At 64.8% G+C, this 24521-nt stretch carries 20 protein-coding genes; 10 read left to right on the top strand and 10 right to left on the bottom strand.

The genetic code is table 11. The features are described 5' to 3' along the window. Window positions 1-3 precede the first annotated feature (3 nt). Genes QCE73_RS10930 through QCE73_RS10945 form a run of 4 tightly spaced genes read left to right on the top strand, consistent with a single transcriptional unit; the run spans window position 4 to window position 5231 of the window. Window positions 4-492 (top strand): NAD(P)H-dependent oxidoreductase subunit E, encoded by a 489-nt coding sequence (locus QCE73_RS10930; protein WP_035503185.1) that lies wholly within the window; start codon window positions 4-6, stop codon window positions 490-492. After that, the gene (locus QCE73_RS10935) at window positions 489-2045 is read left to right on the top strand and encodes an NADH-ubiquinone oxidoreductase-F iron-sulfur binding region domain-containing protein (RefSeq protein WP_309881178.1); all 1557 of its coding nucleotides are present in this window, start codon (window positions 489-491) and stop codon (window positions 2043-2045) included. Before QCE73_RS10930 ends, QCE73_RS10935 begins: the two co-directional genes overlap by 4 nt. 15 nt (window positions 2046-2060) lie before the next feature. Next, window positions 2061-4982: a formate dehydrogenase subunit alpha gene (gene fdhF, locus QCE73_RS10940; RefSeq protein ID WP_035503182.1), complete on the top strand. Its 2922-nt coding sequence runs from the start codon at window positions 2061-2063 to the stop codon at window positions 4980-4982. A 3-nt stretch (window positions 4983-4985) separates the two neighbouring features. After that, window positions 4986-5231 (top strand): formate dehydrogenase subunit delta, encoded by a 246-nt coding sequence (locus tag QCE73_RS10945; RefSeq protein ID WP_309881181.1) that lies wholly within the window; start codon window positions 4986-4988, stop codon window positions 5229-5231. Window positions 5232-5276: 45 nt separating this feature from the next. On the opposite strand, the gene QCE73_RS10950 is transcribed toward QCE73_RS10945, so the two are convergent. The 3 genes from QCE73_RS10950 to QCE73_RS10960 all read right to left on the bottom strand — a co-directional run bounded on the left by QCE73_RS10950 (window position 5277) and on the right by QCE73_RS10960 (window position 8501). Continuing rightward, window positions 5277-7013 carry an FAD-dependent monooxygenase gene (locus QCE73_RS10950; RefSeq protein ID WP_309881183.1) on the bottom strand — a complete coding sequence of 579 codons (1737 nt, stop codon included), beginning with the start codon at window positions 7011-7013 and terminating at the stop codon, window positions 5277-5279. Window positions 7014-7093: 80 nt separating this feature from the next. After that, the gene (locus QCE73_RS10955; RefSeq protein WP_309881184.1) at window positions 7094-8116 is read right to left on the bottom strand and encodes a cation diffusion facilitator family transporter; all 1023 of its coding nucleotides are present in this window, start codon (window positions 8114-8116) and stop codon (window positions 7094-7096) included. 25 nt (window positions 8117-8141) lie between these two features. Beyond that, the gene (locus QCE73_RS10960; protein ID WP_309881186.1) at window positions 8142-8501 is read right to left on the bottom strand and encodes a metalloregulator ArsR/SmtB family transcription factor; all 360 of its coding nucleotides are present in this window, start codon (window positions 8499-8501) and stop codon (window positions 8142-8144) included. Between the two features lie 123 nt (window positions 8502-8624). Between QCE73_RS10960 and QCE73_RS10965 the strand changes: the two genes are divergently transcribed. Continuing rightward, entirely contained in the window at window positions 8625-10484 is a 1860-nt protein-coding gene (locus QCE73_RS10965; protein ID WP_309881187.1) for a tetratricopeptide repeat protein, read from the top strand. A 46-nt stretch (window positions 10485-10530) separates the two neighbouring features. Here the strand turns inward: QCE73_RS10965 and QCE73_RS10970 are convergent, their stop codons facing one another. Continuing rightward, complete coding sequence (locus QCE73_RS10970; RefSeq protein ID WP_035503173.1) at window positions 10531-11826, bottom strand: MFS transporter; 1296 nt, start codon at window positions 11824-11826, stop codon at window positions 10531-10533. Window positions 11827-12034: 208 nt separating this feature from the next. Between QCE73_RS10970 and QCE73_RS10975 the strand changes: the two genes are divergently transcribed. The 3 genes from QCE73_RS10975 to QCE73_RS10985 all read left to right on the top strand — a co-directional run bounded on the left by QCE73_RS10975 (window position 12035) and on the right by QCE73_RS10985 (window position 14503). Beyond that, entirely contained in the window at window positions 12035-12547 is a 513-nt protein-coding gene (locus tag QCE73_RS10975) for a GNAT family N-acetyltransferase (protein WP_309881188.1), read from the top strand. A 211-nt stretch (window positions 12548-12758) separates the two neighbouring features. Continuing rightward, on the top strand, window positions 12759-13715 hold the full coding sequence (locus QCE73_RS10980) for a hypothetical protein (protein ID WP_309881189.1): 957 nt from the start codon (window positions 12759-12761) through the stop codon (window positions 13713-13715). A gap of 53 nt (window positions 13716-13768) precedes the next feature. After that, complete coding sequence (locus QCE73_RS10985; RefSeq protein ID WP_309881190.1) at window positions 13769-14503, top strand: DUF2968 domain-containing protein; 735 nt, start codon at window positions 13769-13771, stop codon at window positions 14501-14503. 65 nt (window positions 14504-14568) lie between these two features. Here QCE73_RS10985 and QCE73_RS10990 read toward each other — a convergent pair whose 3' ends face one another. The 5 genes from QCE73_RS10990 to QCE73_RS11010 all read right to left on the bottom strand — a co-directional run bounded on the left by QCE73_RS10990 (window position 14569) and on the right by QCE73_RS11010 (window position 21812). Continuing rightward, window positions 14569-15975 carry a type 1 glutamine amidotransferase gene (locus QCE73_RS10990; RefSeq protein ID WP_309881191.1) on the bottom strand — a complete coding sequence of 469 codons (1407 nt, stop codon included), beginning with the start codon at window positions 15973-15975 and terminating at the stop codon, window positions 14569-14571. Window positions 15976-16136: 161 nt separating this feature from the next. Continuing rightward, window positions 16137-17894, bottom strand: a complete 1758-nt coding sequence (locus tag QCE73_RS10995) for a cation:proton antiporter (protein ID WP_035503166.1) — start codon at window positions 17892-17894, stop codon at window positions 16137-16139. 187 nt (window positions 17895-18081) lie between these two features. Continuing rightward, entirely contained in the window at window positions 18082-18420 is a 339-nt protein-coding gene (gene glnK, locus QCE73_RS11000; RefSeq protein WP_008342452.1) for a P-II family nitrogen regulator, read from the bottom strand. Window positions 18421-18558: 138 nt separating this feature from the next. Further along, window positions 18559-20613: an NAD(+) synthase gene (locus QCE73_RS11005; protein ID WP_309881192.1), complete on the bottom strand. Its 2055-nt coding sequence runs from the start codon at window positions 20611-20613 to the stop codon at window positions 18559-18561. 56 nt (window positions 20614-20669) lie between these two features. After that, the gene (locus QCE73_RS11010) at window positions 20670-21812 is read right to left on the bottom strand and encodes a GNAT family N-acetyltransferase (RefSeq protein WP_309881194.1); all 1143 of its coding nucleotides are present in this window, start codon (window positions 21810-21812) and stop codon (window positions 20670-20672) included. A gap of 170 nt (window positions 21813-21982) precedes the next feature. Here QCE73_RS11010 and QCE73_RS11015 point away from each other — a divergent pair, with 170 nt between their 5' ends. Beyond that, entirely contained in the window at window positions 21983-22276 is a 294-nt protein-coding gene (locus QCE73_RS11015) for a GIY-YIG nuclease family protein (protein ID WP_035503311.1), read from the top strand. Window positions 22277-22328: 52 nt separating this feature from the next. Here QCE73_RS11015 and ppa read toward each other — a convergent pair whose 3' ends face one another. Further along, window positions 22329-22856 (bottom strand): inorganic diphosphatase, encoded by a 528-nt coding sequence (ppa, locus tag QCE73_RS11020; protein WP_035503159.1) that lies wholly within the window; start codon window positions 22854-22856, stop codon window positions 22329-22331. Between the two features lie 218 nt (window positions 22857-23074). Here ppa and QCE73_RS11025 point away from each other — a divergent pair, with 218 nt between their 5' ends. Next, window positions 23075-24514 (top strand): aldehyde dehydrogenase family protein, encoded by a 1440-nt coding sequence (locus QCE73_RS11025; protein WP_309881195.1) that lies wholly within the window; start codon window positions 23075-23077, stop codon window positions 24512-24514. The last annotated feature ends 7 nt before the right edge of the window (window positions 24515-24521 follow it).

The following is a 24521-nucleotide window of genomic DNA, read 5'->3' on the forward strand; positions in this document are numbered from 1 at the left end:
CCCATGACACATCCGCAGCTTTCCGCCGCTGCATCCGCTGAACTCGTCCGTCGCCACGCAGTGCAAGACGCGACGTTGATGACCATTCTTCACGCCATCCAGGACGAAGTCGGCTACGTGCCCGAGACGGCCATCGCGCCGCTCGCACAGGCGCTATCGCTGTCGCGCGCAGAAGTCCACGGTGTGATCACCTACTACCATCACTTCCGTTCCGCCCCGCCCGCCCGCGTGACCGTGCAGCTGTGCCGCGCGGAAGCGTGCCGCAGCATGGGCACGGAGGCGTTGAAAGACCACATCGAAGGACACACGGGTTGCCGCTTCGACAGCGGTCATGCCGAAGACACCGAGCTCGAATCCGTGTTCTGCCTCGGTCAATGCGCGCTGTCTCCGTCGATGATGATCAACGGCGAATTGCACGCGCGCGTGACACCGGCGAAGTTCGACCGCCTGTACGCCGCGGCGCAAACGAAGGTCGCGGAGGTGACGGCATGACGCGCATTTACGTTCCCATCGATTCCGCCGCGCTCGCGCTGGGCGCGCAAGGCGTCGCTGAAGCCATCGCGAGCGAAGCGGAGAAGCGCGGCATCGACGTGCAACTCGTGCGCAACGGTTCGCGCGGACTCTTCTATCTCGAACCGCTCGTCGAAGTCGAGACGGCGGATGGGCGCATCGGCTATTCGAACGTCGAAGCCGACGATGTCGCCGCGCTCTTCGATGCCGGTTTTCACGAGGGCAAGGCGCACGAGAAGAACGTCGGCGTCGTCGACGAGATTCCGTATCTCAAGAACCAGCAGCGCCTGACGTTCGCGCGCATCGGCATCACGGACCCGCTTTCCATCGACGATTACACCGCGCTCGGCGGCCTCGAAGGATTGCGCCAGGTGCTCGACATGAACGGCGACGCCGTCTGCCAGACGCTGCTCGATTCCGGCCTGCGCGGACGCGGCGGCGCGGCGTTTCCCGCGGGCATCAAGTGGAAGACGGTGCGCGGCGCGTATGCGGATCAGAAGTACATCGTCTGCAATGCGGACGAAGGCGACTCAGGCACGTTCTCCGACCGTCTCGTCATGGAAAGCGATCCGTACGTGCTGATCGAAGGCATGATCATCGCGGGCGTGGCAGTGGGCGCGACCAAGGGCTACATCTACGTGCGCAGCGAGTATCCGCATTCGATCGCGACGCTCAATCGCGCGATCGACAAGGCGCGCGACGCGGGCTGGCTCGGCGCGAGCGTGCTCGGCACGTCGCACGCGTTCGAGCTGTATGTCGCGAAGGGCGCGGGCGCGTATGTGTGCGGCGAGGAAACCGCGCTGCTCGAATCGCTCGAAGGCAAGCGCGGAATCGTGCGCGCGAAGCCGCCGGTGCCGGCGCTCACCGGTCTGTACGGCAAGCCGACGGTCATCAACAACGTCATCACGCTCGCGACCGTGCCGATCATCTTCGCCAAGGGCGCGGCCTTCTATCGCGACTTCGGCATGGGCCGCTCGCGCGGCACGCTGCCTTTCCAGATCGCGGGCAATGTGAAGCAAGGCGGGCTCGTCGAACTGGCGTTCGGCGTGACGCTGCGCGAACTGCTCTACACGTACGGCGACGGCACCGCGAGCGGCCGTCCGGCGCGCGCGGTGCAAGTGGGCGGACCGCTCGGCACGTATCTGCCGGAAAGCCAGTGGGACATTCCGCTCGACTACGAGGAATACGCGAAGGTCGGCGCGGTGGTCGGGCACGGCGGACTCGTGGTTCACGACGACACCTCGAACCTCGCCGAACTCGCGCAATACGCGATGCACTTCTGCGCGCTCGAATCGTGCGGCAAGTGCACGCCATGCCGCATCGGCTCGACGCGCGGAGAGGAAGTCATCGCGAAGATTCGTGAAGGCGATACGTCGGTGAAGCAGATCACGCTTCTGCGCGAGTTGTGCGACACGATGGTGTCGGGCTCGCTCTGCGCGATGGGCGGCATGACGCCGTTCCCGGTGATGTCCGCGCTCGATCACTTCCCCGAGGACTTCGGGCTGCCCCGCACGCCTGCACAGAAAGCGGCATAGAACAAGGAGACGACAATGTCCAACACCATCAACGGCTGCGGTTCCGGCAACTGCGCGTGCAAGAGCGCGGCGTCGGTGCAGCGCCGCGATCCGCTCGATGAAACCGACTACGGCACGCCGCTCCGTCACGCCGATATCGACGTGACGCTCGAAATCGACGGCGAATCCGTCACGGTGCCCGCGGGCACGTCGGTGATGCGCGCCGCGATCGAAGCCGGCGTCAACGTGCCGAAACTCTGCGCGACGGATTCGCTGGAGCCGTGGGGTTCGTGCCGTCTGTGCCTCGTCGAGATCGAAGGCAAGCGCGGTTATCCGGCGTCATGCACGACGCCTGTCGAAGCGGGCATGAAAGTGCGCACGCAAACCGACAAGCTGCAATCGCTGCGCCGCAACGTGATGGAGCTTTATATCTCCGATCACCCGCTCGATTGCCTCACCTGCCCCGCCAATGGCGATTGCGAATTGCAGGACATGGCGGGCGTCGTCGGCTTGCGTGAAGTGCGCTACGGCTACGAAGGCGCGAACCATCTGAAAGACAAGAAGGACGAGTCGAATCCGTACTTCACCTACGATCCGTCGAAGTGCATCGTCTGCAATCGATGCGTGCGCGCCTGCGAGGAAACGCAGGGCACGTTCGCGCTGACAATCGCCGGACGCGGCTTCGAATCGCGCGTCGCGGCGAGCGAGAACGTGCCGTTCATGGAATCGGAATGCGTGTCGTGCGGCGCTTGCGTCGCCGCGTGCCCGACCGCGACGCTGCAGGAAAAGACCGTCATCATGCTCGGCCAGGCCGAACACTCGGCCATCACGACGTGTGCATATTGCGGTGTCGGCTGTTCGCTGAAGGCGGAGATGAAGGGCAACACCGTCGTGCGCATGACGCCGAACAAGAACGGCCAGGCGAACGAAGGTCATGCTTGCGTGAAGGGCCGCTTCGCATGGGGTTACGCGACGCACAAGGATCGCATCAAGAAGCCGATGATCCGCGCGAAGATCACCGACCCGTGGCGCGAAGTGTCGTGGGACGAAGCGCTCACGTATGCGGCAAGCGAATTCCGCCGCATCCAGGACAAGTACGGCCGCGATTCGATCGGCGGCATCACGTCGTCGCGCTGCACGAACGAAGAGACGTACCTCGTGCAGAAGCTCGTGCGCGCGGCGTTCGGCAACAACAATGTCGATACCTGCGCGCGTGTCTGCCACTCGCCGACGGGTTACGGCCTCAAGGCGACGCTCGGCGAATCGGCGGGCACGCAGACGTTCGCTTCGGTCGAGCAATCGGACGTGATCATCGTGATGGGCGCGAATCCGACCGACGGCCATCCGGTCTTCGGCTCGCGCCTGAAGCGCCGCGTGCGTGAAGGCGCGAAGCTGATCGTGATCGATCCGCGCCGCATCGATATCGTCGATACGCCGCACGTGAAAGCGCAATATCACCTGCAATTGCGCCCGGGCACGAACGTCGCGATGGTCAACTCGCTCGCGCACGTGATCGTCACGGAAGGCTTGCTGAAGGAAGATTTCATCGCCGAACGCTGCGAGGAGCGCGCGTTCGGGCAGTGGCGCGATTTCGTCGCGAAGGAAGAGAACTCGCCCGAGGCGATGGAAGCCGTCACCGGCGTGCCCGCGCAACAGGTCCGCGAAGCCGCGCGCATCTACGCGCTGGGCGGCAACGGCGCGATCTATTACGGCCTCGGCGTGACCGAGCACGCGCAAGGCTCGACCACCGTGATGGGCATCGCGAACCTCGCGATGGCGACGGGCAATGTCGGTCGCGAAGGCGTCGGCGTGAATCCGCTGCGCGGCCAGAACAACGTGCAGGGCTCGTGCGACATGGGCTCGTTCCCGCACGAACTGCCGGGCTATCGGCATATCGGCGATGCGGCAACGCGCGCGCTCTTCGAGGAAGCATGGAACGTGCAGCTTCAGCCGGAGCCGGGTCTGCGCATCCCGAACATGTTCGATGCCGCGACGCACGGCACGTTCATGGGCCTCTATTGCCAGGGCGAGGACATCGTCCAGTCGGACCCGAACACGCAGCACGTGGCGGATGCGTTGTCGTCGATGGAATGCATCGTCGTGCAGGACATCTTCCTGAACGAAACGGCGAAGTACGCGCACGTTCTCCTGCCCGGCTCGACGTTCCTCGAAAAGGACGGCACCTTCACCAACGCAGAGCGCCGCATCTCGCGCGTGCGCAAGGTGATGCCGCCGCTCCCGGGCCTCTCCGACTGGGAAGTGACGATCAAGCTCTCGCGCGCGCTCGGCTATGAGATGAACTACGCGAACCCGTCCGAAATCATGGACGAGATCGCGCGTCTCACGCCGACTTTCCACGGCGTCTCGTACGAGCGCCTCGACGAGCTCGGCAGCATTCAGTGGCCGTGCAACGAGAAGGCGCCGGACGGCACCCCGACGATGCACATCGACGAATTCGTGCGCGGCAAGGGACGCTTCGTCATCACGAAGTTCATCGCGACGCCGGAGAAAGTCACGCGCAAGTATCCGCTGCTGCTCACGACCGGGCGCATCCTGTCGCAGTACAACGTCGGCGCGCAGACGCGGCGCACCGAAAACTCGCAATGGCACGACGAGGACCGCCTGGAGATTCATCCGGTCGATGCGGAAGATCGCGGCATCAAGCAGGACGACTGGGTCGGCATCGAGTCGCGCGCCGGGCAGACGGTGTTGCGCGCGAAGATTTCCGAGCGCATGCAGCCGGGCGTCGTCTATACGACGTTCCACTTCCCGGAATCGGGCGCGAACGTCATCACGACGGACTCGTCCGACTGGGCGACCAACTGTCCGGAGTACAAGGTGACGGCGGTGCAGGTAATGCCGGTGGAACAGCCGTCGCAATGGCAGAAGGAGTACTCGCGCTTCAACACGCAGCAGCTCGAGTTGCTCAACCTCGCCACGACCACTTCAGGAAAATAAGAAATGGACGTCGATAACCTGATCGAGATGGCGAACCGCATCGGCGAATTCTTCGATTCGATGCCGGACCGCGCCGAAGCCGTCGACAGCATCGCGGATCATATTCGCCGCTTCTGGGAACCGCGCATGCGGCTTGCGATTCTCGCCGCGCTCGACGATCCGGAAGCGAGTGAGTCGATGGAGCCGATCCTGCGCGAGGCGCTCAATCTGCACAAGGCGGATCTGCAGCCGAAGACGGCGACCGCCTGACGTCGTTCACGATACGGATCAAAGCCCTGCACCGCAGGGCTTTTTTTAATCCTCGCGATATTCGCGTTCCGGCTGCCGCTCGGTGCTCGTGTCCTGCGCGCCGAACCACGTTTCGCAGTGACGCAGCAGCCCGTGCACATCCGATGGCGCGCGCCCGCGCGCGGCGATATAGCCATCGGGACGCACGAGATAGAACGCCGGACGCGTGCGGCCGTAGTTGTCCGTGAGCGAATTCGCGCCCTCGCCGCGCGTATCGGTGATGCGCCAGACGCGCACCGCATTCGGCATGATGTTTTCGAGGGCTTTCACGAAGCCGTCGAGGTCCGGGTCGCGCATCGCGTGCGCGACGGTGATGGTCGCGGGCGCAAGCGCGATGTCGTCCTCGCCCGACGGATTCAGGAGCAGAAAGAGCGAGAAGCAGCCGGGATCGTGAAGATCGTAAAGACAGCCGACGCCGGGCAGCCGTCCGAGCGGCCCGTCGATGACATGCACGCGTGCATCGGGCGCGCGCTCGCCCGCGCGCGGGCCGCCATCGAGCAGACGCTCCAGCGTGAGCGGACTCTTGCGATAGTTGATCGACAACTCACTCACCGTGCGCCGCATCGCGTCGCGCAATGGGCCGATCGCGGCGAGCGCGGGCATCACGTGCTCGCGCATCAGCTTCATCGGGCCGTGCTCGGCGCCGGCCATCTGCGTGAGCATGCTCGTCTGGCGCAGCACGTCGCGCTCGATCGGATGCCGCTCCGTGTGATAGCTGTCGAGCAGCCGCTCGGGCGCGCCGCCCGCGAGCATACGCGCGATCTTCCAGCCGAGATTGAACGCCTCCTGGATGCCGGTGTTCATGCCCTGCGCGCCAGCCGGACTATGCACGTGCGCCGAATCGCCCGCGAGGAACACGCGCTCCACGCGCAGCTTGTCGACCATGCGGCTGTTCAGGTGAAAGTACGACGACCACGTCAGGTTCGACAACGCGATCTTGTGATGCACACGCCGCTCGACGAGCGCGCGGCATTCGTCGAGCGTCGGGCCGATTTTCGTTCCAGCCGCGTTGACGGCATTCGCGGCCGGCGCCGGCATGTCCGCGATCAGGCGCGCGCGGTCGCCGCCCATCGGGAAGAGCGCAGCGAGCCCCTCGCCCGACGCGAAGATGTGAAATTCGTCGTCGGGCCAGTCGGAGTCGGCCTGGAGATCGGCGAGCAGATACGTTTGATCGAACGTCTTGCCGTCGAAACCGATGCCCAGCCGATGCCGCACGAAACTGTGCGCGCCGTCCGCCGCGATCAGATACGAAGGCCGCAGGAGTTCATCGCGTCCGTTCGGATGACGCAGCCTCGCCTGCAAGCCAGCCGAGCCCTGCGAGACATCGACCACTTCGACGCCGCGCTCGACATCGACATGTTGAGTGGCCAGATGCTCCGCGAGCAGGCGTTCGGTCTGCGATTGCTCCAGAAAGAGCAGATACGGATAACGCGTCTGCAAAGGATCGAAGTCGAGGCGCGCGAGGCGTTGCCCGTTCGAATAGAGATTCGCGACGCGCGCGCGATGGCCGAGTTCGAGAAACGGCTTGACCACGCGATGCTGCTCGAAGAGTTCGAGCGTGCGCGCCTGAATGCCGATCGCGCGCGAATACGGCGACGGCTCGCGCGCCTTGTCGACGAGCCTGACCGGGATGTGCGCGCGCGCGAGACTCATCGCGGCGGCGAGGCCCGTGGGACCGGCGCCGACGATCAGAACGGGCGCCACATCCAGCTTGTCGTTCGGATTCAGCTTTGGCGCGAACATGCAGTCCTCCCCCAAACGTCACGGCGTCTAGTGTACGCCCGTACCCTCCGCTTTTAGCATGCGCGCCAGCCGCACCGGACTCAGTGCGCGTGCCCGCGTTCGCTGAGCACGCACGCGTGGCAGGCTTCGCCGAACTCCACCTGCACGGTCGCATGATGCATCGAATATTCGCGGCGCAGCGTCGTGACGACGCCCTGCACGAAGGCATCGCCGGGATGGCCCTCGGGTATCACGAGATGGACCGTGAGCGCGTTTTCGGTCGTCGAGAGCGCCCACACGTGCAGGTCGTGCACATCGCTTACGCCGGGCAGTTGTTTCAGATATTGCTCGACGCGCGGCATGTCGACCGACGACGGAACGGCGGCCATCGCGAGGCGCATCGCGTCGCGCCCGAGGCCCCACGTGCCGTAGACAATCACCGACACGACGATCAGGCTCATCAAAGGATCGAGCCAGCTCGCGCCCGTGAACAGGATGATGAGACCGCTGACCGCGACGGCGGCGGAGATGGCTGCATCGGCGGCCATGTGCAGGAAGGCACCGCGCACGTTGAGGTCTTCCTTGCTGCCGCGCATGAAGAGCCACGCGGAAAAGCCGTTCACGATCATGCCGAGCGTCGCGACGATGAACACGTCGAGCCCCGCGACGGGCGCCGGATTGAGCAGGCGCTGAATCGCTTCGAGCACGATCGCGCCGCACGCGAAGAGCAGCAGCGCTGCGTTGGCGAGCGACGCCAGGATCGACGAGCTGCCCATGCCGAAGGTATAGCGCGAGTTCGGCTGGCGCTTGCCGAGCCACACCGCGCCCCATGCGAGCAGGAGGCCGAGCACGTCGGAGAGGTTGTGGCCGGCATCGGCGAGCAGCGCGGTCGAATGCGCGAGAAAGCCGTAGACGGCCTGCACGATCACGATCACCACGTTCAGGCCGACCGCAAGCGCGAACGTTCGGCCCTGCCCTTCCTGCGGCGCGCCGTGATGGTCATGACCATGCCCGCCGTGGCCGTGCGAATGCCCGTGCTCGTGACTGTGCGCGTGGCCTTCGTGACCTTCGTGGCCTTCGTGACCTTCGTGGTGTTCGTGTTCTGCGTGCTGATGCGTGCTCATGGGCGTACTCGCGATTCGGTGGCGGTCATTCGATGTCGGGGGCTTCGGCTTGCGGTTCCGCGATGTGCTCCAGCAGTTCGCCCAGCATCGCGCTGATGTGACGGTCCGCCGCCACGTAGAACACCTGCTTGCCCTGGCGCTCGGCCCGCACGATGCGCGCCGCGCGCAGGAGCCGCAGGTGATGGCTCACGAGCGACGCCGACAGCCCGAGCAGCTCCGCGATCGCACCAACCGCGCGCCGCTGTTCGACGCACGCGAGCACGATGCGCAGGCGCGTCGGGTCGCCGAGCAGGCGGAACAGGTCGGCGAGCGGCACGACGCGGTCATCGGACGTGATCGGACTGGCGGTGGTGGACGGATCGGAAGCCACAATCGTTGCTAACATATGAATAGGTGTTCACATGTTAAGTGCCATCGCCGCAACATGTCAACCGCGCTTCTCCGGAGGAGCGGCCCCGGTGTGGGAAAATGCGGGGTTTGCTTTTCCCGGCCAGAAGTCTTCCCCGTCATGGACACCGTATTCGCCCGCGGTTTCGCGGCCCATCGCGATGGCCGCCTGACCGACGCGGAGCGCGACTATCAGGCCGCGCTCACCGCCGAACCTCGTCACGTCGACGCGCTGCACTACCTCGGCGTGCTGCGCCATCAACAGGGGCAGCACGCGGAGGCGGCCGAGCTCGTGGGCCGCGCCGTGGACCTGCGTCCGGGCGATGCCGGCCTTCAGCTCAACCTCGGCAACGCGCTGAAGGCGCTCGGCCGTCTCGATGACGCGATCGAGCGCTTTCGCAACGCGCTGACGCTCGCGCCGGGTTTTCCGCTCGCGCAGTACAACCTCGGCAACGCCTACACGGCGGCCGGCCGTCACGAAGACGCCGCCGATGCCTTCGAGAAAGCATTGCGCCTGCAGCCCAACGATCCGGCCGCATGGAACAACTTCGGTAACGCGCTTTCCGCGCTGCGCCGCTTCAAGGACGCCGCGCACGCGTTCAAGCGCGCGCTCGCGTTGCGCCCGCGCCATGCCGGCGCGCACAACAATCTCGGCATGGCGCTCAACGCGCTCGGCGACACGCTCGGCGCGATCTCGCACTTTCGCGCCGCGCTCGAGGCCGAACCGAATTACGTCGCCGCGCATTTCAATCTCGGCAATCTGCTCGATACGAACGGCCATCCGGAAGACGCGCTGCCCGTGCTGCGAAAGGCCGTCGCGTTGCAGCCGCACTTCGCGCCGGGATATTTCGGGCTCGCTCACGCGCTCGCCAAGCTCGGCCGTCACGACGAAGCCGTGCCGCATTTCGAACGCGCGGTCGGACTCGATCCGAAATATGGCGTCGCGTGGCTCTGCCTCGGCAATGCGCATCTGGCGCTCGGCGCACATCGCGCGGCGCTGCGCGCGTTCGATGAAGCATTGCGCATCGATCCTTCGATGCCCGCCGCGCATCTGAACCGCGCGCTCGCCCTGCTCACGACCGGCGACTACGCGCGCGGTCTGCCTGCCTACGAATGGCGTCTGCAGACGCCCGGCAGCGAACCCGCGCCGCGCCTGCCGCGCTGGAATGGCGAGCCGATGCCGGGCCGCACGTTGCTCGTGCGCGCCGAGCAGGGTTTTGGCGACACCTTGCAGTTCGCGCGCTTCGTGCCGTTCGCGGCGAAGCTCGTCGGCAAGCTGGTGCTCGAAGTGCAGCCCGCGCTCGTGCCGCTGCTCGCACCGGCCGCGCAAGCCGCGCACGTCGAGTTGAAGAGCAAGTCGGACGGCATCCCGGCGCACGCGGATGCTTACTGCCCGCTGCTCAGCCTGCCGCTCGCGCTCGGCATGACCTCGCCCGAAGCGATTCCGGCACGCGCGCCCTATCTCGTCGTGCCGGCCGATTACCGGCGCAAGTGGCGCGGCTCGATCGGCGGCCAGGAACGGCGCAAGATCGGCATCGCGTGGTCCGGCCGGATGCAGCCGAGCGAGACGCGATCGGTGCCGGTCAGTGAGCTTGCGCCGCTTTTCGCGCTCGAAGACGTCGACTGGATCGTGCTCCAGCCGTTCATCACCGGCCGCGAGCGTGACATGTTGCGCGCGCATCCGAACGCGATGTCGATTCACACGCTGGACGGCCGCCTCGATAATTTCGCCGATACCGGCGCGATCGTCGATCGGCTGGACGCCGTCGTCTCCGTGGATACATCCGTCGCGCACCTCGCAGGCGCGCTCGGCAAGCCGCTCTGGGTGATGCTGCCTTTCGCCGCCGACTGGCGCTGGGGCGTCGACACCGCCGAGAACGCGTGGTATCCGCAGGCGCGGCTCGTGCGCCAGCGCGCGCCGGGCCGATGGCGCGACGTCATCGAGGCTACGGCAGCAGCGCTGGCTTTGCTGCCCGCATAAAAAAATCCCCGTCGAAACGGGGATTTTTTTCGACCTCTCGCTTACGTCAGGCCGTCTTGTACTGATTGCGCGCCTCGGGCGAGCGATACAGCACGAGCGTCGCGATCAACCCGCAGATCGCGGCCAGGCCCATCCACAGGCCGGGCGCGGCCTTGTTGCCGGTTGCGTGGATCAGATACGTCGAGATCGCCGGGGTGAAGCCGCCGATGGTCGTGGCGAGGCTATAGGCCATCGAGAAGCCGGTCGTGCGTACATCGACGGGCATCACTTCGGTCAGCGCGACCACCATCGCGCCGTTGTAGCTGCCGTACAGGAACGAAAGCCACAGCTCGCACATCAAGAGGCGCGCGAACGACGGGTCCGCGACCAGCCATTGCACCACCGGATACGACGTCAGAATGGTGAGGATCGTGAACACGAGCAGCACCGGACGGCGCCCCACACGATCCGACACCGCGCCCATCAGCGGCAACCAGATCAGATTCGAGAGGCCGACACACACCGTGACGACGAGCGCATCGGTGGCGGAGAGCTTCAGCACTTCCTTGCCGAAGGTCGGCGTGTACGCGGTGATCATGTAGAACGACACGGTCGTCATGATGACCATGCCCATCCCGGCGATCACGATGCCCCAGTTCTGCGCGATCGAGCGCGCGATCTCGCCCATGCTCGGCCGATGCTTCCTCGCGAGAAATTCGTCGGTTTCACGCAGCGAGCGGCGGATGATGAAGAGGAACGGCACGATCAGGCAGCCGATCAGGAACGGCACGCGCCAGCCCCAGGCGGTCATCTGCTCGGGCGGCAGGAGGCGGTTCATGATCACGCCGATCAGCGCCGCGAACACGACGGCGACTTGCTGGCTGCCGGACTGCCAGGAACAATAAAAGCCCTTGTTGCCCTTGGTCGCGATCTCGGACAGATACACCGACACGCCGCCCAGTTCCACGCCGGCCGAGAAGCCTTGCAGCAGCCGTCCGCCCAGCACGATGATCGGCGCGAGAGCACCGATGGTCGCGTAGCCCGGCACCAGCGCGACGCACGCGGTGCCGACCGCCATCAGCCCGAGCGTGAGGATCAGGCCCTTGCGCCGCCCGTGATGGTCGATGTAAGCGCCGAGCACGATGGCGCCGACCGGCCGCATCAGGAAGCCCGCGCCGAAGACGGACAGCGCGAGCATCAGCGACGCGAACTCGTCGCCGCTCGGAAAATAGGTCTTGGCGATCGCGGACGCGTAATAGCCGTAGACCATGAAGTCGTACATTTCAAGGAAGTTTCCGCTGACGACGCGAAATACCGACTTGAACTTGGATTCGTTGGCGGGTGCGATGTGGGTCGTGGACATGACTTTCTCGGGGAGCTATGGGCGCACTTCAGTTCTGCGCGATCAGCACGACGACTGAAGCGGGGTCTCTTTCGTTTTTTGTAAACGCGACATCCTCAATCTTAACGCCGCACCGCCCATGACTGCACACAACTTCGCTCAACATCACGCCAAACAACATTAAAATACGGTTACATTCACCTAACTTCAAGCTGACATACGAGCAAACATGAATTCGAAAATCACGTTGCGCGCGGCGACCGTGGACGACACCGCGCTCATCGCATCGATGCATACGCGAAACTGGGCGTCGGCGTATCGCGGCATCCTGCCGGACGCGTATCTCGATCGCGATCTGCAAGGCGAGCGCGTCGCTCACTGGAATGCGCGCATGAAGGATGTCGCGGCGGGCGCGGCGAGCGTGTTCATCGCGGAACACGAAGGGAAACCGGTCGGCTTCATTTGTCTCGTCGAACCGGACGAGACCGGCAGCGTGCTCGTCGACAATCTGCACGCGATGCCGGGTCATCGCGGTCTCGGCACGGGCACCGTGATGCTCGACGAAGCCGCGCGCTGGGCCCGCTCGCGCGGCGCGCGGCAACTGTATCTCTCCGTGCTCGAACAGAACGCCGCGGCAATCGGCTTCTACGAATCGCGTGGCTGGACGTGCGCCGAACGCGAAGCGGACCACGTGGGCGGCATCGACGTCTTCTCATTGCGCTACGTGTTTCCGCTCGACTGAGCACAAGAAGATCAAGTCGGTCAATAAGCATTCCTGTCAAAAATAGACAATAGGAATCTTCTGGTCGTCGGGCACATAACGGTTTCGTATGATCGCGGGTCGAAATTCTGGCTATCTCGCGCCGAACCCGCGGCGCAATCTCAATGCGCCACGATGGTCCGTGCGGGCCGTCTCGTTTGCCCGCACCCGGGCGCATGCATGTGGAATCTTCATGTCCGAACCCTTGATCTTAGTGGAAGGCAATCTGCGTCTGCCGACGCTGCGCGCGCTGACGGAGCCGTCCTTGAACTTCGGATTCGAGTGGTCGCCTGCGCGCCCGCGCCCCGTTCAATCGCCGTCGGAATTCGCGCTTTTCGCGGCGCGCTTCGTCACGGCCTATGTGCCGGCTCTCAGCCTGTCCGACATCCACTCGCCTTATCGCGCGACGAGCCTGTGGGGCATCTTCGCGAAGGAAGAGATACCGCGCGCGATGCTGCGCCTGACGCAAGGCTCGAACGCTCAGGACGATGCCGACGAAACCCGCGCCGAACCCGTTCATCTGACAGTCAACGCACCGGCGCACGCTCGCGGACATGGCTTCGGCAAGCTGGTCGTCGGCGCCATCGCGGCTGCTTGCGGCGTGCTCATCATATGGATGCTGTTCGCTCATCCACCGGTCTCGCGCAGCGTCACGCCCCCCACGCCGGCCGAAGAAACCGTGACTCGCGCGCAGCCGGAGCAGGCAGCGCGTGTCGGGCAGGAATCGGAAACGCCGATGCCGTCGGCAGTCGCCGCGCCGCCGAGCGCGGACAGCCACACCTTTGAGACCGTCGATTCGGCCGCGACCAAAACCGAAGCTGCGTATACCGCGCCTGCGCCGGAAGAGGCACCTGTGCATGTCGTCGCGCCAGCGGAAGACCGCAAGCACATCGCCCGGGTAAAAGCCGTGCTGACGCCCCACACGAAGCGCGCCGTACATGTCGCTCAAGCAACCAGCGAGCGCGTCGTGAAGCCGGCGCCGCCGCGGCGCGTGCGCGAGGCATCGGCTGAAAAAATCGAAAGCAGACCCTCATCGAAGGCGTCCTTGTCGATGGACCCGGCCACGCTCTCCTCGATGCTCCAGCATTCACCGACCCTCGACAGCAACGCGGCCTCGTCCGGCCGAGGCGCTGTCAATGGCGCGCGCTGACCCGCGCAATACACACCGCCAGCCCGATCAACCATTCCGGCCACGAGGCCAACATGACGCAACTCAGCTCTCTCCGTTACGCGACGCTCACGCTCGCCCTGTCACTCTGCGGCCTGCTCGCGCCGTTCACGAGCACGTTCGCCGCGCCCGCGACCCCGAAAGTCGCCGCGAAAGCGGTTCAGCCTATGGCCGCGGCAAACGAACCCGCACAGCCCGCGCTCGTGGACCTGTCCGATCTGAACGCCGATTCGAACGCGCCGCGCGTCGAAGGCAATATCGCCGAGTTGCAGAACCTCGTGCAGGCCGGAAGCCTCACAGAATTGCGCGCCACGCGCAACGGCAGCTACGGCGCCAAGCTCTTCTTCCTCGCGCAAGAGATGGTGTACTACGTCGCGCTCTCGCAGGACGCGCGCTGGTGGCGCGTCGTCAAGACGCAGGACACGGTCCGCGCCGAATCGATCTACGCGCAGTTCTCGCGCAAGAGCTTCGAACTCGCTGATGGCGAAATCCGCCGCACGCAATTGCAGGCGCAGAAGGCGCTGCTCGATCGCGTGATCGCGAAATCGGCCGATCGGGCCAACCGTCTCACCGCCGACCTCCAGCTCGCGCAGCAGCAGGATTCGCAAGTGTCGCAGCGTCAGCAGCAATTGCAGGCCGAATCCGCCGTACTGCAAACGGATAAGCTGGACGCCGAACGCAAGCTGCGCGCGCTGCAGTTGCAGGTCGAACAGCTTCAGAAGCAGACGGAAGCGGGACTCGCGCCGGTGAGCGTGACGCCATCGCGCTGAAAACGAAAAAGGCCCGCTCGAATCGAGCGGGCCTTTTGCTTTGCGAGGTGCGAAAGCGCTTCGACTCAGAAGCGCGTTTCTCGCGCGACGCGCAGGAACGTATCGAGCAAGGGCGTGCAATCGAGCAATTCCGCGCCGCCCGCCCGGTGAAACTCCGGGTGCCACTGCACGCCGACGACGAACGGCGCCTTCCGGTAGCGCACCGCCTCGATGATCCCGTCCGAAGCCGACACCGCTTCGATGTTCAGATCGCGCCCGATCGATTTCACCGCCTGATGGTGGATCGAGTTGACGATCGCCTCACGCTGGTTCGGGAACATGTTGACGAGCGTCGAACCATCGGGGAAGCGGATCGAATGGCGATGCTGGTCGTAATGCTCGCTGACGTGAAGGCCGGCCGTCGGCACATCGGTCGCGATATCGCCGTACAGCGTGCCGCCGAACGCCACGTTAATGAGCTGACAGCCGCGGCACACGCCGAGCACGGGCTTGCCCGACTCGACGAACTCGTGCAGCAGTTCCAGTTCGTACATGTCGCGCACGCGGTCGCCCGGCCATTCGGGACGCGTCGTCGCTTCCTCGTAGGACTGCGGAGAGACGTCGGCGCCGCCTTGCAGCAAGAGGCCGTCGAGATGCTTCGCATAGTCGCGCAAACGGATGTTGCTCGGATGCAGCATGCCCTGGTGGCCGACCGTCGGGATCATGAACACGAGCACATCGCGCGACATGACCCAATGCGCGATCGATTCTTCGAGATATTGCAGCGTCTTGCCGCGCAGTCCTTTCGCGCCCGGCTCGGGATGAAAGATGCGCGCCGACACGCCGATGCGCAACGTGCGCTGCGTGATGCGCTGACCCGCGCGATCGAAAATCTGCCGCGCACGCGCCGCGACGATCCGGCCGAACACCGACCACGCAGAGTCCGAGTGCTTGAGATAAGCGGGCTGTGCCGGCGCTGCCGCCTGTTCGGGCAAGGGCAGCGGCGGCGGATTGAGCTTGCCGAAGTCCGGCGCCTGCGTAAATTCGGGCGGCAGGACGTTCGCGCGGCCACTCGGGGAATCGGATGAGGCGGATTGCGCGCTGGCCGTGCTCGCGGCTTCCGCTTCGGTCGCGGCTTCGAGATTCTCGGCGAGACTCGCTCTGGGTTTGCCGGATGCGCGCTGCTGTTCGCGCACCGCGGCTTCCTGCGCCGCGGTCGCGCTCGCCGCCGCTGCACGCCCTTCACGGGACTCCTGCTGGGCTTCGTCGCGCCGGGCCTGCGCTGGATCCACCGGTTCGACGTTCGATGCGCTCGAAGGCGCATCCGTCGATGCCCGCTCGGTCGCGCTCGCGTGCGGGCCGGGCGCGGCGGCCGCTGCCGCCGCTTCGGGCGGCGCCGTGGGATTCGCGCTTCGCGGCGCGGCTTGAGAGTCGGCGCCAGTGCGGCGCGCGTCGGTGCTGCTTGCGTCGTTGGACGTTTTGTTATCGCTCATTCCGGATTCAGGCGCTTGAACGCCGTTAGGAGAATGCACAAATTCCAATTATCCGCCTCAGACCAGCACGGGGCAAACAAGCACACATTTGGTCACATAGGCTCACATTATCGCGGGAACCCGCGATGAGCCGCTGTCAGGGCTATCCCGTGAAGCAAGCCTTAATGATCGCGCGGTTCCTCGAACGTCTCGCGCAAGGCGATCTGCATCGTCGCGTGGATTTTCACGCACCAGCGCCACAGCACGGTCAGCAGGAGCGCCGCGCACAGCAGCACGCCAACCATCAGGCCGAACGGCGGCAGGATGGCGCCCGAGAGCGCCGCGACGAGCAGAAAGACGCCGAACATCGCGACGATCGGAATCAGCCCGGAGATCGCCGAGCGGATCGCGCGCGTGAAGCGCCCCGCTTTCGCGGGCTGCACGCTCACTTCGGCGAGCAGCAGCGCGAGCGATTCGAGCTTGCGATACACCGCGACCAGAAACGGCAGCGCGACCACGAGCGCCGCGCTCCACAGCACGACGCGCTGCGCGTTGTCGGTGTCGAGCCAGCGCGCCAGATAACTCGACGCGAACGGCGCCGAATACGACGCGCCGAGGAAGATCGCCGCGACGAGCGCGAGATTCACCGCGATCTGCACGACGATGCGCCGGGTCATCGAGAAGAGCGTCGGACCGCCGGAGACGGGCGTGAGGCTCGCGAGCCATTGCGAGTAGAGGCCGAAGGTATGCGCGAGCGGCGCGGGCATAGCGCGGGCGAGGCGCATCGTGAGCGGATCGGCGGCGCGGATCAGATACGGCGTGAAGAGCGTCGTGAGCGCGGACACGGCCACCGCGATCGGATAGAGAAAGCTGCTCGTGACCTTGAGCGACAGCCCGAGCGACGCGATGATGAACGAGAACTCGCCGATCTGCGAGACGCTCATGCCGACGCGCATCGACGTGCGCCCGTCCTTGCCCGCGAGGAACGTGCCGAGCCCGCACGAGACGATCTTGCCGAGCACGACGGCAAAGGTGATGACGGCGATCGGCCACGCGTAATCGACGAGCACGGCCGGATTCAGCAAGAGCCCGATGGTCACGAAGAAGATCGCGGAGAACATGTCGCGCACGGGCGCGATCAGATGCTCGATGCGAGCGAGATGCTTCGACTCCGCCATGATCGCGCCGATCAGGAACGCGCCGAGCGCGATCGAATAATCAAGCTTCACGACGAGCAGACAGAAGCCGAAGCAGAAGCCGAGCACGGTGACGAGCAGCATCTCGTCGCTCTTTGCGCGCGCCACGTAATTGAGCGCGCGCGGCACCGTCAGAATGCCGACGACGAGCGAAACCGTCATGAAGAGCAGCAGCTTGCCGAGCGTGACGGCCGCGACGCCCGCGCTCACCGAACCCGTCTGCGCGATGCCGGAGAGCAGCACGAGCATCGCGATCGCGAGAATATCCTCGACGATCAGAATGCCGAACACGATCTGCGCGAAGTTCTCGCCCTTCATGCCGAGCTCGGAGAGCGCCTTCACGATGATCGTCGTCGACGAGATCGCGAGCATCGCGCCGAGAAAGAGCGAATCCATCGCGTTCCAGCCGAACCATCGCCCGATCTCGTAGCCGACCCAGATCATCAGCACGATTTCCGACAACGCCGCGACGATAGCCGTCGCGCCGACCTTGAAGAGTTTGCGCAGGCTGAATTCGAGCCCGAGCGAGAACATCAGGAATACGACGCCCAGTTCGCCGAGCGTCTGGATCGTCGCTTCGTCGTGAATGAGATTGAACGGCGGCGTGTACGGCCCGATGATCACGCCCGCGGCGATATAGCCCAGCACGACCGGCTGCCGCAGACGATGGAACAGCACCGTCACGACGCCCGCGATGGCCATGATTACCGCAAGATCCTGAATGAAGCCGATCGCGTGATGCATCAAACGATTCCTTACAAAGAAATAACCGGAATTCGATGTTACCGCACGGACGGGGCAATCCGAGGTCGGCCGATGAATGCGCGCGAAAAAAACGGGCATCGCGCTGGTGCATGCGCGAATCGAAGGACGAAGGAAAAAGGCCCGCGCGAACGGCGGGCCGGATCGGCGAAAACGAAAAACGCGGCGCTCAGACCGCCGCTTCGTTTTCCTCGCCGGTGCGGATACGGATCACGCGCTCGACATCGGCGACGAAGATCTTGCCGTCGCCGATCTTGCCGGTGCGCGCGGCGCCGATGATCGCATCGATGACCTGATCGGTTTGATCGTTCGCGACGACGACTTCGATCTTCACCTTCGGCAGGAAGTCGACGACATACTCTGCACCACGATAAAGCTCGGTATGCCCCTTCTGGCGGCCAAAGCCCTTCACTTCCGTGACCGTGAGACCCGTGAGGCCCACTTCGGCGAGCGCTTCGCGGACTTCGTCGAGCTTGAACGGTTTGATGATGGCGGTGATACGTTTCATGGCGTGCCTCGCGTAAAGATCGATTCAAGGGGTTCGAAAAAACGTCGTGCCCCGCGTGGGGCAGATGTTTTCGATTCTAGCCGCGTTTCATCGCGCGAGCGGTCCGGAAAATCGCGAGGTGTCCGGTAACGCGCGATATCACTCTTTCTCGGGGACGCGTTCGAGGTCCTTGAGCCACACCGTCGCCTGCCCGTCGCTCGGCGCGCGCCAGTCGCCGCGCGGCGAAAGCGAGCCGCCCGAGCCGACCTTCGGCGCGTTCGGTATGCATGAGCGCTTGAACTGGCTCGTGCGGAAGAATCGATCCAGAAAGATCCGCAGATTCTTGCGGATCTCGCCGAGGTCGTATTGATTGCGCGCGACTGTCGGGCCTTCGGGCCACGCACCCGCATCGCGATCGCGCCATGCATGCAGCGCGAGAAACGCGACCTTCGTTGGTGCAAAGCCGAAGCGCAGCGTGTAGTAGAGATTGAAGTCCTGCAGTTCGTACGGACCGATGACACTCTCCGTCTTCTGCTCGACCACGCCGCTCGTCTTGCCGGGAATGAGTTCCGGACTGATGTCGGTGCTCAGCACGTTTTCGAGCACATCGGTTCCGGTGCCGCCGATCTGCCCCGACTCCGCGACCCAGCGCACCAGATGCGTGATCAGCGTCTTCGGCACGCTCGCGTTGACGTTGTAGTGGGACATGTGATCGCCCACTCCGTAGGTGCACCAACCAAGTGCGAGCTCGCTCAGATCGCCCGTGCCGATGACGATCGCGTTGTTGAGGTTCGCAAGCCGGAACAGGTGGCTCGTGCGCTCGCCGGCCTGAACGTTCTCGTATGTGATGTCGTACTGCTCGGCACCCGAACCGTGCGGATGGCCGATGTCCGTCAGCATCTGCATGCAGCTCGGCCGGATGTCGATCTCGCTTGCCGTGCAGCCGACGACTTCCATCAGCTCGCGCGCCTGGCGCAGCGTGCGATCGCTGGTCGCGAAACCCGGCATCGTGTAGGCGAGGATGTTCGAGCGCGGCAGTCCGAGACGGTCCATCGCTTTCGCGCACACGAGCAGCGCATGGGTCGAGTCGAGCCCGCCCGAAATGCCGATGACGACCTTCGACATCCCCGACGATTGCAGCCGCTGCAACAGCGCCTGCACCTGAATGTTGTAGACCTCGTTGCATCGTTCGTCGCGGCGCGCGGCGTCGGCGGGCACGTAGGGAAAGCGCGCGACGCGGCGTTCGAGCGGCAGCTTCCCGTCGATGGGAACCGTCAGCGGAAATTCGACGACATCGAACTGTTCCACTTCGCTCGCGTGCCGGTGCGTCGATCGTCCGAAGGTGGTTTGCCGCATGCGCTCGCGCGAGAGCCGTTCGAGATCGACATCGGCGAAGATCAGATGCGACCGGTCCGAGAAACGCTCGGACTCCGCGAGCATCTCGCCGTTTTCGTAGATGAGGCCCTGCCCGTCCCAGGCGAGATCGGTGGACGATTCGCCATTGCCCGCCGACGTGTACAGATACGCCGCGACGCATCGCGCGGACTGCTGCCCGACGAGCTGATGCCGATACGCCGACTTGCCCACGACGATATTCGACGCCGACAGATTCACGAGCACCGTGGCGCCGGCGAGCGCCGCGAACGACGACGGCGGAATCGGCACCCACACGTCCTCGCAAATCTCGACGTGGAATCTGAAGAGCGGCAGGTCCCTGATCTGAAACAGCAGCGACGCGCCGAACGGCACATCCTGACCGCAGAGCGTGAGCGTGTTGGTCGCGGCGGCATCGGCGGGGCTGAACTGACGCGCCTCGTAAAACTCGCCGTAGTTCGGCAGATAGCTCTTCGGCACGACGCCGCGAATGAAGCCGTCGGCGATGACGATCGCGCAGTTGAAGAGCTTGTGCTCCGTCTTGACCGGCGCGCCGACGATCATCGCGATATTCAATCCCTTCGACGCATCCAGAATGCTTTGCAGCGCGTCTTCGCAGGCATCGAGCAAGGCGCGCTGATGGAAGAGATCGTCGCAGGTGTAGGCGGAAATGCCCAACTCGGGAAACGCGACGAGGACCGCGCCGCGCGCGGCGGCTTCTTTCGCCAGTTCGATCGTCTGCGCCGCGTTGAACGCGGGATCGGCCACTTTGCAGGACGGAACGCCGACCGCGACGCGCGCGAAGTCGTGGCTGTACAGGTTGAAGAAGTTTCTGCTCATGGTCGGGATGGATGTGCGTGCGCGTGTTGCAACGAAAGGTCTCGTCGATTATCGCATCAGGTTTTCTTCCTGAACGGCGTATGCGCTTCGAGTTCCTCGATATGCTGATCCATCGCCTGCGTCTCGGCGTCGAGAAACTCGGCGATCGCGTGCGCGAAGCGCTGATCGGCGATCCAGTGCGCGGACCATGTCGGCGTCGGCAAAAGACCGCGCGACATCTTGTGCACGCCCTGCGCGCCGCCCTCGAAACGCGCGAGCCCGTGTTCGATGCAGTACGCGATGCCCTGCATGTAGCACGTCTCGAAGTGCAGCCCGGAGATGAACTCGCGCGTGCCCCAGTAACGGCCGTACATCGTGTCGCCGCCGATCATGTTGAGCGCGCACGCGAGCCGCGAGCCGTCTGCTTCGGCGATCACGAGCAGCATGCTGTCGGGCGCATCCGCATGAATCCGGCCAAAGAACTCGCGCGAAAGATACGGCGCATTCCAGTGCTCGCGATACGTGTTGTCGTAGCAATCGTAGAAGAAATCGAGCGCGCTTTCGTCGATCTCCTTGCCGCGCATCCACGTGTACGTCACGCCCGCGTCCTTCACGCGCCGGCGGTCCTGCTTCACCTTCTTGCGCTTGTCGTGACTCATCGTCGCGAGAAAGGCGTCGAAGTTTTCGTAGCCGTCGCCGGGCAGGTTTTCCCAGTGGAACTGCACGCCTTCGCGCAGCATGTAGCCTGCATCCGTCAGCGCCGCGACATCCTGCGCGTGCGGAAACAGCACATGAAGCGACGAGAGTTCGAGACGCCGCGTCAGTTCGATGGCCCCACGCGCGAGCAACACGCGATCCTCGTGATGCGCGGCGATGAGGCGCGGGCCCGTCACCGGCGAGAACGGCACGGCGGACAGCGCCTTCGGGTAGTAGCGCAGACCGTGGCGCTCGAAGGCGTCGGCCCATGCGTGGTCGAACACGTACTCGCCGCGCGAATGCGACTTCAGATAGAGCGGCATCGCGCCGGCAAACTCGCCGCCGCGCTTCAATACCAGATGATGCGCGCGCCAGCCGGTGCGCTTCACGGCGCAACCGGTTTCCTGCAACGCGGAGAGAAACGCGTGACGCACGAACGGGTTATCGCCGGCGAGCCGGTTCCAGTCGTCGGCCGAGATTTCGTCCAGCGCATCGACCACATGAATTTCGACCTCGCGATTCAACAGGCTACCTCGCTGAAATATCGATGAGCGCAAGCCGTGCAAAGCCGCGCCCGAAAGCGGCTATTCTCGCGCAAGTCGCAGCGGCACGCCGAAGCGGACAAAAGCGCCCCGACGCGGTGCTTTCGGCGATAATGCGCGGCAAATCTTTCATCGAGCGCCGACGAAACGCGATGCCGTGGTTCCTCTATCTGATCGAATGCGCCGACGGCAGCCTCTACACGGGCATCGCGACGGACGTCGAAGCGCGCTTCTGCGCGCATGCGAGCGGCAAGGGCGCGCGCTATACGCGCGCAAGAAAGCCTTTGCGCGTGCTCGCGTCGTTCGAACTGGCGGGGAGATCGGAGGCGTTGCGCGCCGAATATCGCGTGAAGCGACTGACCGCGCAGCAGAAGCGCGCGTTGATCGCGGGAGAGCGGACGCTCGAATCGTTGTTGCCCCGGATCGAGGCAAGCGAAGAAGAATAAAAAACGCCGCCGCGTTTCGGCAACGCGGCGGCGTTTCATCAAAAAAGCGCGCTTACTTCTTGAAGTTCGCGACGCCTTCCGAGATTTCCTTGTGCGCGGCATCGATGCCCGCCCAGCCCTCGACCTTCACCCACTTGCCCTTTTCGAGCGACTTGTAGTTCTCGAAGAAGTGCTTGATCTGGTCTTTCAGATATTCGGGCACGTCGTCGATCGACTTGATGTTCGCCGTCATCGGGCAGATCTTGTCGTGCGGCACGGCGACGAGCTTCGCGTCCACGCCGGATTCATCGGTCATCTGCAGCATGCCGAGCGCACGCGCGCGCACGACCGAGCCTGCCAGCAGCGGGAACGGCGTGATGACGAGCACGTCGACCGGGTCGCCGTCGCCGGAGAGCGTCTGCGGAATGAAGCCGTAGTTGGCGGGATAGCGCATGCCGGTGCCGATGAAGCGGTCGACGACCAGCAGGCCCATGTCCTTGTCCGCTTCGTATTTGACCGGATCGCTCTGCGCGGGAATCTCGATGATGACGTTGAAATCCTGCGGGAGATCCTTGCCGGGAGGTACGTTATTGAAGCTCATGAGCACTCTCTGGAGAAGTTGAGGTCGGAGATGGAATCGCACGGGCGGACGGTCATTCGCGAACCGCCGCGGCCCTCGCGCGTGTAGATGCGTGATTGCGTCATTATAGCCAATCGGTTTGCGCGTCCTTTGCACGCACGGCGCGGGGCGGGCGTTGGCGCGATAATCGGAAGCGGCATCGAATTCCGGCAACAAAAACCCGTATTCAGGAGACATGCATGGAAGACGCGAAGCATTTCATCAATAACCGATGGGTCGCGCCATCGGGCAACGAGACGATTCCCGTCGTCGATCCATCGGACGGGCAGATTTTCGCGCAGATCGCGCGCGGCACGTCGGCCGATATCGACCGCGCGGTCGCCGCCGCCCGCGCCGCGTTCGAAGGCGAATGGGGCGCGATGAGCGCCGTCGAGCGCGGACGCATTCTCGCGCGCCTGTCGATGCTGATCGCCGCGTGCCACGAGGACATCGCGCAGATCGAGGCGCGCGACACCGGCAAGCCGCTGAAGCAGGCACGCGCCGACGCCGCCGGCATCGCGCGCTACTTCGAGTTCTACGCGGGCGCCGCCGACAAGCTGCACGGCGAAACGCTGCCCTATCAATCCGGCTACACCGTGCTCACGATCCGCGAGCCGCATGGCGTGACGGGCCATATCGTGCCGTGGAACTATCCGCTGCAGATTTTCGGGCGCAGCGTCGGCGCGGCGCTCGCGACCGGCAATGCGTGCGTCGCGAAGCCTGCCGAGGACGCGTGCCTGTCGCTGTTGCGCATCGCGGAACTGGCGGCGGAAGCGGGCCTGCCCGACGGCGCGCTCAATATCGTCACCGGCTACGGCCACGAAGCGGGCGCGGCGCTCGCGCGGCATCCGGGCATCGATCACATCTCGTTCACGGGCTCCCCCGCGACGGGCGCGGCCGTCACCAAGATGGCCGCCGATAACCACGTCCCCGTGACGCTGGAGCTGGGCGGCAAGTCGCCGCAGATCGTGTTCGCCGATGCCGACTTCGACGCCGCGCTGCCCGTGCTCGTCGCCGCGATCGTGCAGAACGCGGGGCAGACATGCTCGGCGGGCAGCCGCGTGCTGATCGAGCGCGCGGCGTACGAGCCGCTTATCGAGAGGCTGTCGCAGGCGTTCGGGGCGCTGAAGGTCGGCCCGAGCAAGCTCGATCTCGACTGCGGCCCGCTCATCAGCGCGAAGCAGCAGCAGCGCGTGTGGGATTTCCTGTCCGATGCCCAGCACGACGGCATCCCGATGGCCGCGCACGGCGAAGTCGTCGGCGATGCGCCCGAAGCGGGCTTCTATCAGGCGCCCACGTTGCTGCGCGATGTCCCGCCGACGCACCGTCTCGCGCGCGAGGAAGTGTTCGGCCCGGTGCTCGCCGCGATGCCCTTCGACGACGAAGCCGAAGCGCTGAAACTCGCCAATGGCACCGACTACGGCCTCGTGGCCGGCATCTGGACACGCGACGGCGCGCGGCAGATGCGCCTCGCGCGCCGGGTGCGCTCGGGGCAGGTGTTCATCAACAACTACGGCGCGGGCGGCGGCATCGAATTGCCGTTCGGCGGCGTGAAGCATTCCGGACACGGACGCGAGAAAGGATTCGAGGCGCTGTACGGCTTCACGACTTTGAAGACCATTGCCATCAAACACGGATAACGGGAGA

Source organism: Caballeronia sp. LZ029 (assembly GCF_031451275.1).
GTDB lineage: Bacteria > Pseudomonadota > Gammaproteobacteria > Burkholderiales > Burkholderiaceae > Caballeronia > Caballeronia jiangsuensis.

Bases quoted from the DNA above. Each gene is read 5' to 3' on its own strand.
- QCE73_RS10930 (WP_035503185.1), top strand. From the start codon at position 4: ATGACACATCCGCAGCTTTCCGCCGCTGCATCCGCTGAACTCGTCCGT.
- QCE73_RS10935 (WP_309881178.1), top strand. From the start codon at position 489: ATGACGCGCATTTACGTTCCCATCGATTCCGCCGCGCTCGCGCTGGGC.
- fdhF (WP_035503182.1), top strand. From the start codon at position 2,061: ATGTCCAACACCATCAACGGCTGCGGTTCCGGCAACTGCGCGTGCAAG.
- QCE73_RS10945 (WP_309881181.1), top strand. From the start codon at position 4,986: ATGGACGTCGATAACCTGATCGAGATGGCGAACCGCATCGGCGAATTC.
- QCE73_RS10950 (WP_309881183.1), bottom strand. From the start codon at position 7,013: ATGTTCGCGCCAAAGCTGAATCCGAACGACAAGCTGGATGTGGCGCCC.
- QCE73_RS10955 (WP_309881184.1), bottom strand. From the start codon at position 8,116: ATGAGCACGCATCAGCACGCAGAACACGAACACCACGAAGGTCACGAA.
- QCE73_RS10960 (WP_309881186.1), bottom strand. From the start codon at position 8,501: ATGTTAGCAACGATTGTGGCTTCCGATCCGTCCACCACCGCCAGTCCG.
- QCE73_RS10965 (WP_309881187.1), top strand. From the start codon at position 8,625: ATGGACACCGTATTCGCCCGCGGTTTCGCGGCCCATCGCGATGGCCGC.
- QCE73_RS10970 (WP_035503173.1), bottom strand. From the start codon at position 11,826: ATGTCCACGACCCACATCGCACCCGCCAACGAATCCAAGTTCAAGTCG.
- QCE73_RS10975 (WP_309881188.1), top strand. From the start codon at position 12,035: ATGAATTCGAAAATCACGTTGCGCGCGGCGACCGTGGACGACACCGCG.
- QCE73_RS10980 (WP_309881189.1), top strand. From the start codon at position 12,759: ATGTCCGAACCCTTGATCTTAGTGGAAGGCAATCTGCGTCTGCCGACG.
- QCE73_RS10985 (WP_309881190.1), top strand. From the start codon at position 13,769: ATGACGCAACTCAGCTCTCTCCGTTACGCGACGCTCACGCTCGCCCTG.
- QCE73_RS10990 (WP_309881191.1), bottom strand. From the start codon at position 15,975: ATGAGCGATAACAAAACGTCCAACGACGCAAGCAGCACCGACGCGCGC.
- QCE73_RS10995 (WP_035503166.1), bottom strand. From the start codon at position 17,894: ATGCATCACGCGATCGGCTTCATTCAGGATCTTGCGGTAATCATGGCC.
- glnK (WP_008342452.1), bottom strand. From the start codon at position 18,420: ATGAAACGTATCACCGCCATCATCAAACCGTTCAAGCTCGACGAAGTC.
- QCE73_RS11005 (WP_309881192.1), bottom strand. From the start codon at position 20,613: ATGAGCAGAAACTTCTTCAACCTGTACAGCCACGACTTCGCGCGCGTC.
- QCE73_RS11015 (WP_035503311.1), top strand. From the start codon at position 21,983: ATGCCGTGGTTCCTCTATCTGATCGAATGCGCCGACGGCAGCCTCTAC.
- ppa (WP_035503159.1), bottom strand. From the start codon at position 22,856: ATGAGCTTCAATAACGTACCTCCCGGCAAGGATCTCCCGCAGGATTTC.
- QCE73_RS11025 (WP_309881195.1), top strand. From the start codon at position 23,075: ATGGAAGACGCGAAGCATTTCATCAATAACCGATGGGTCGCGCCATCG.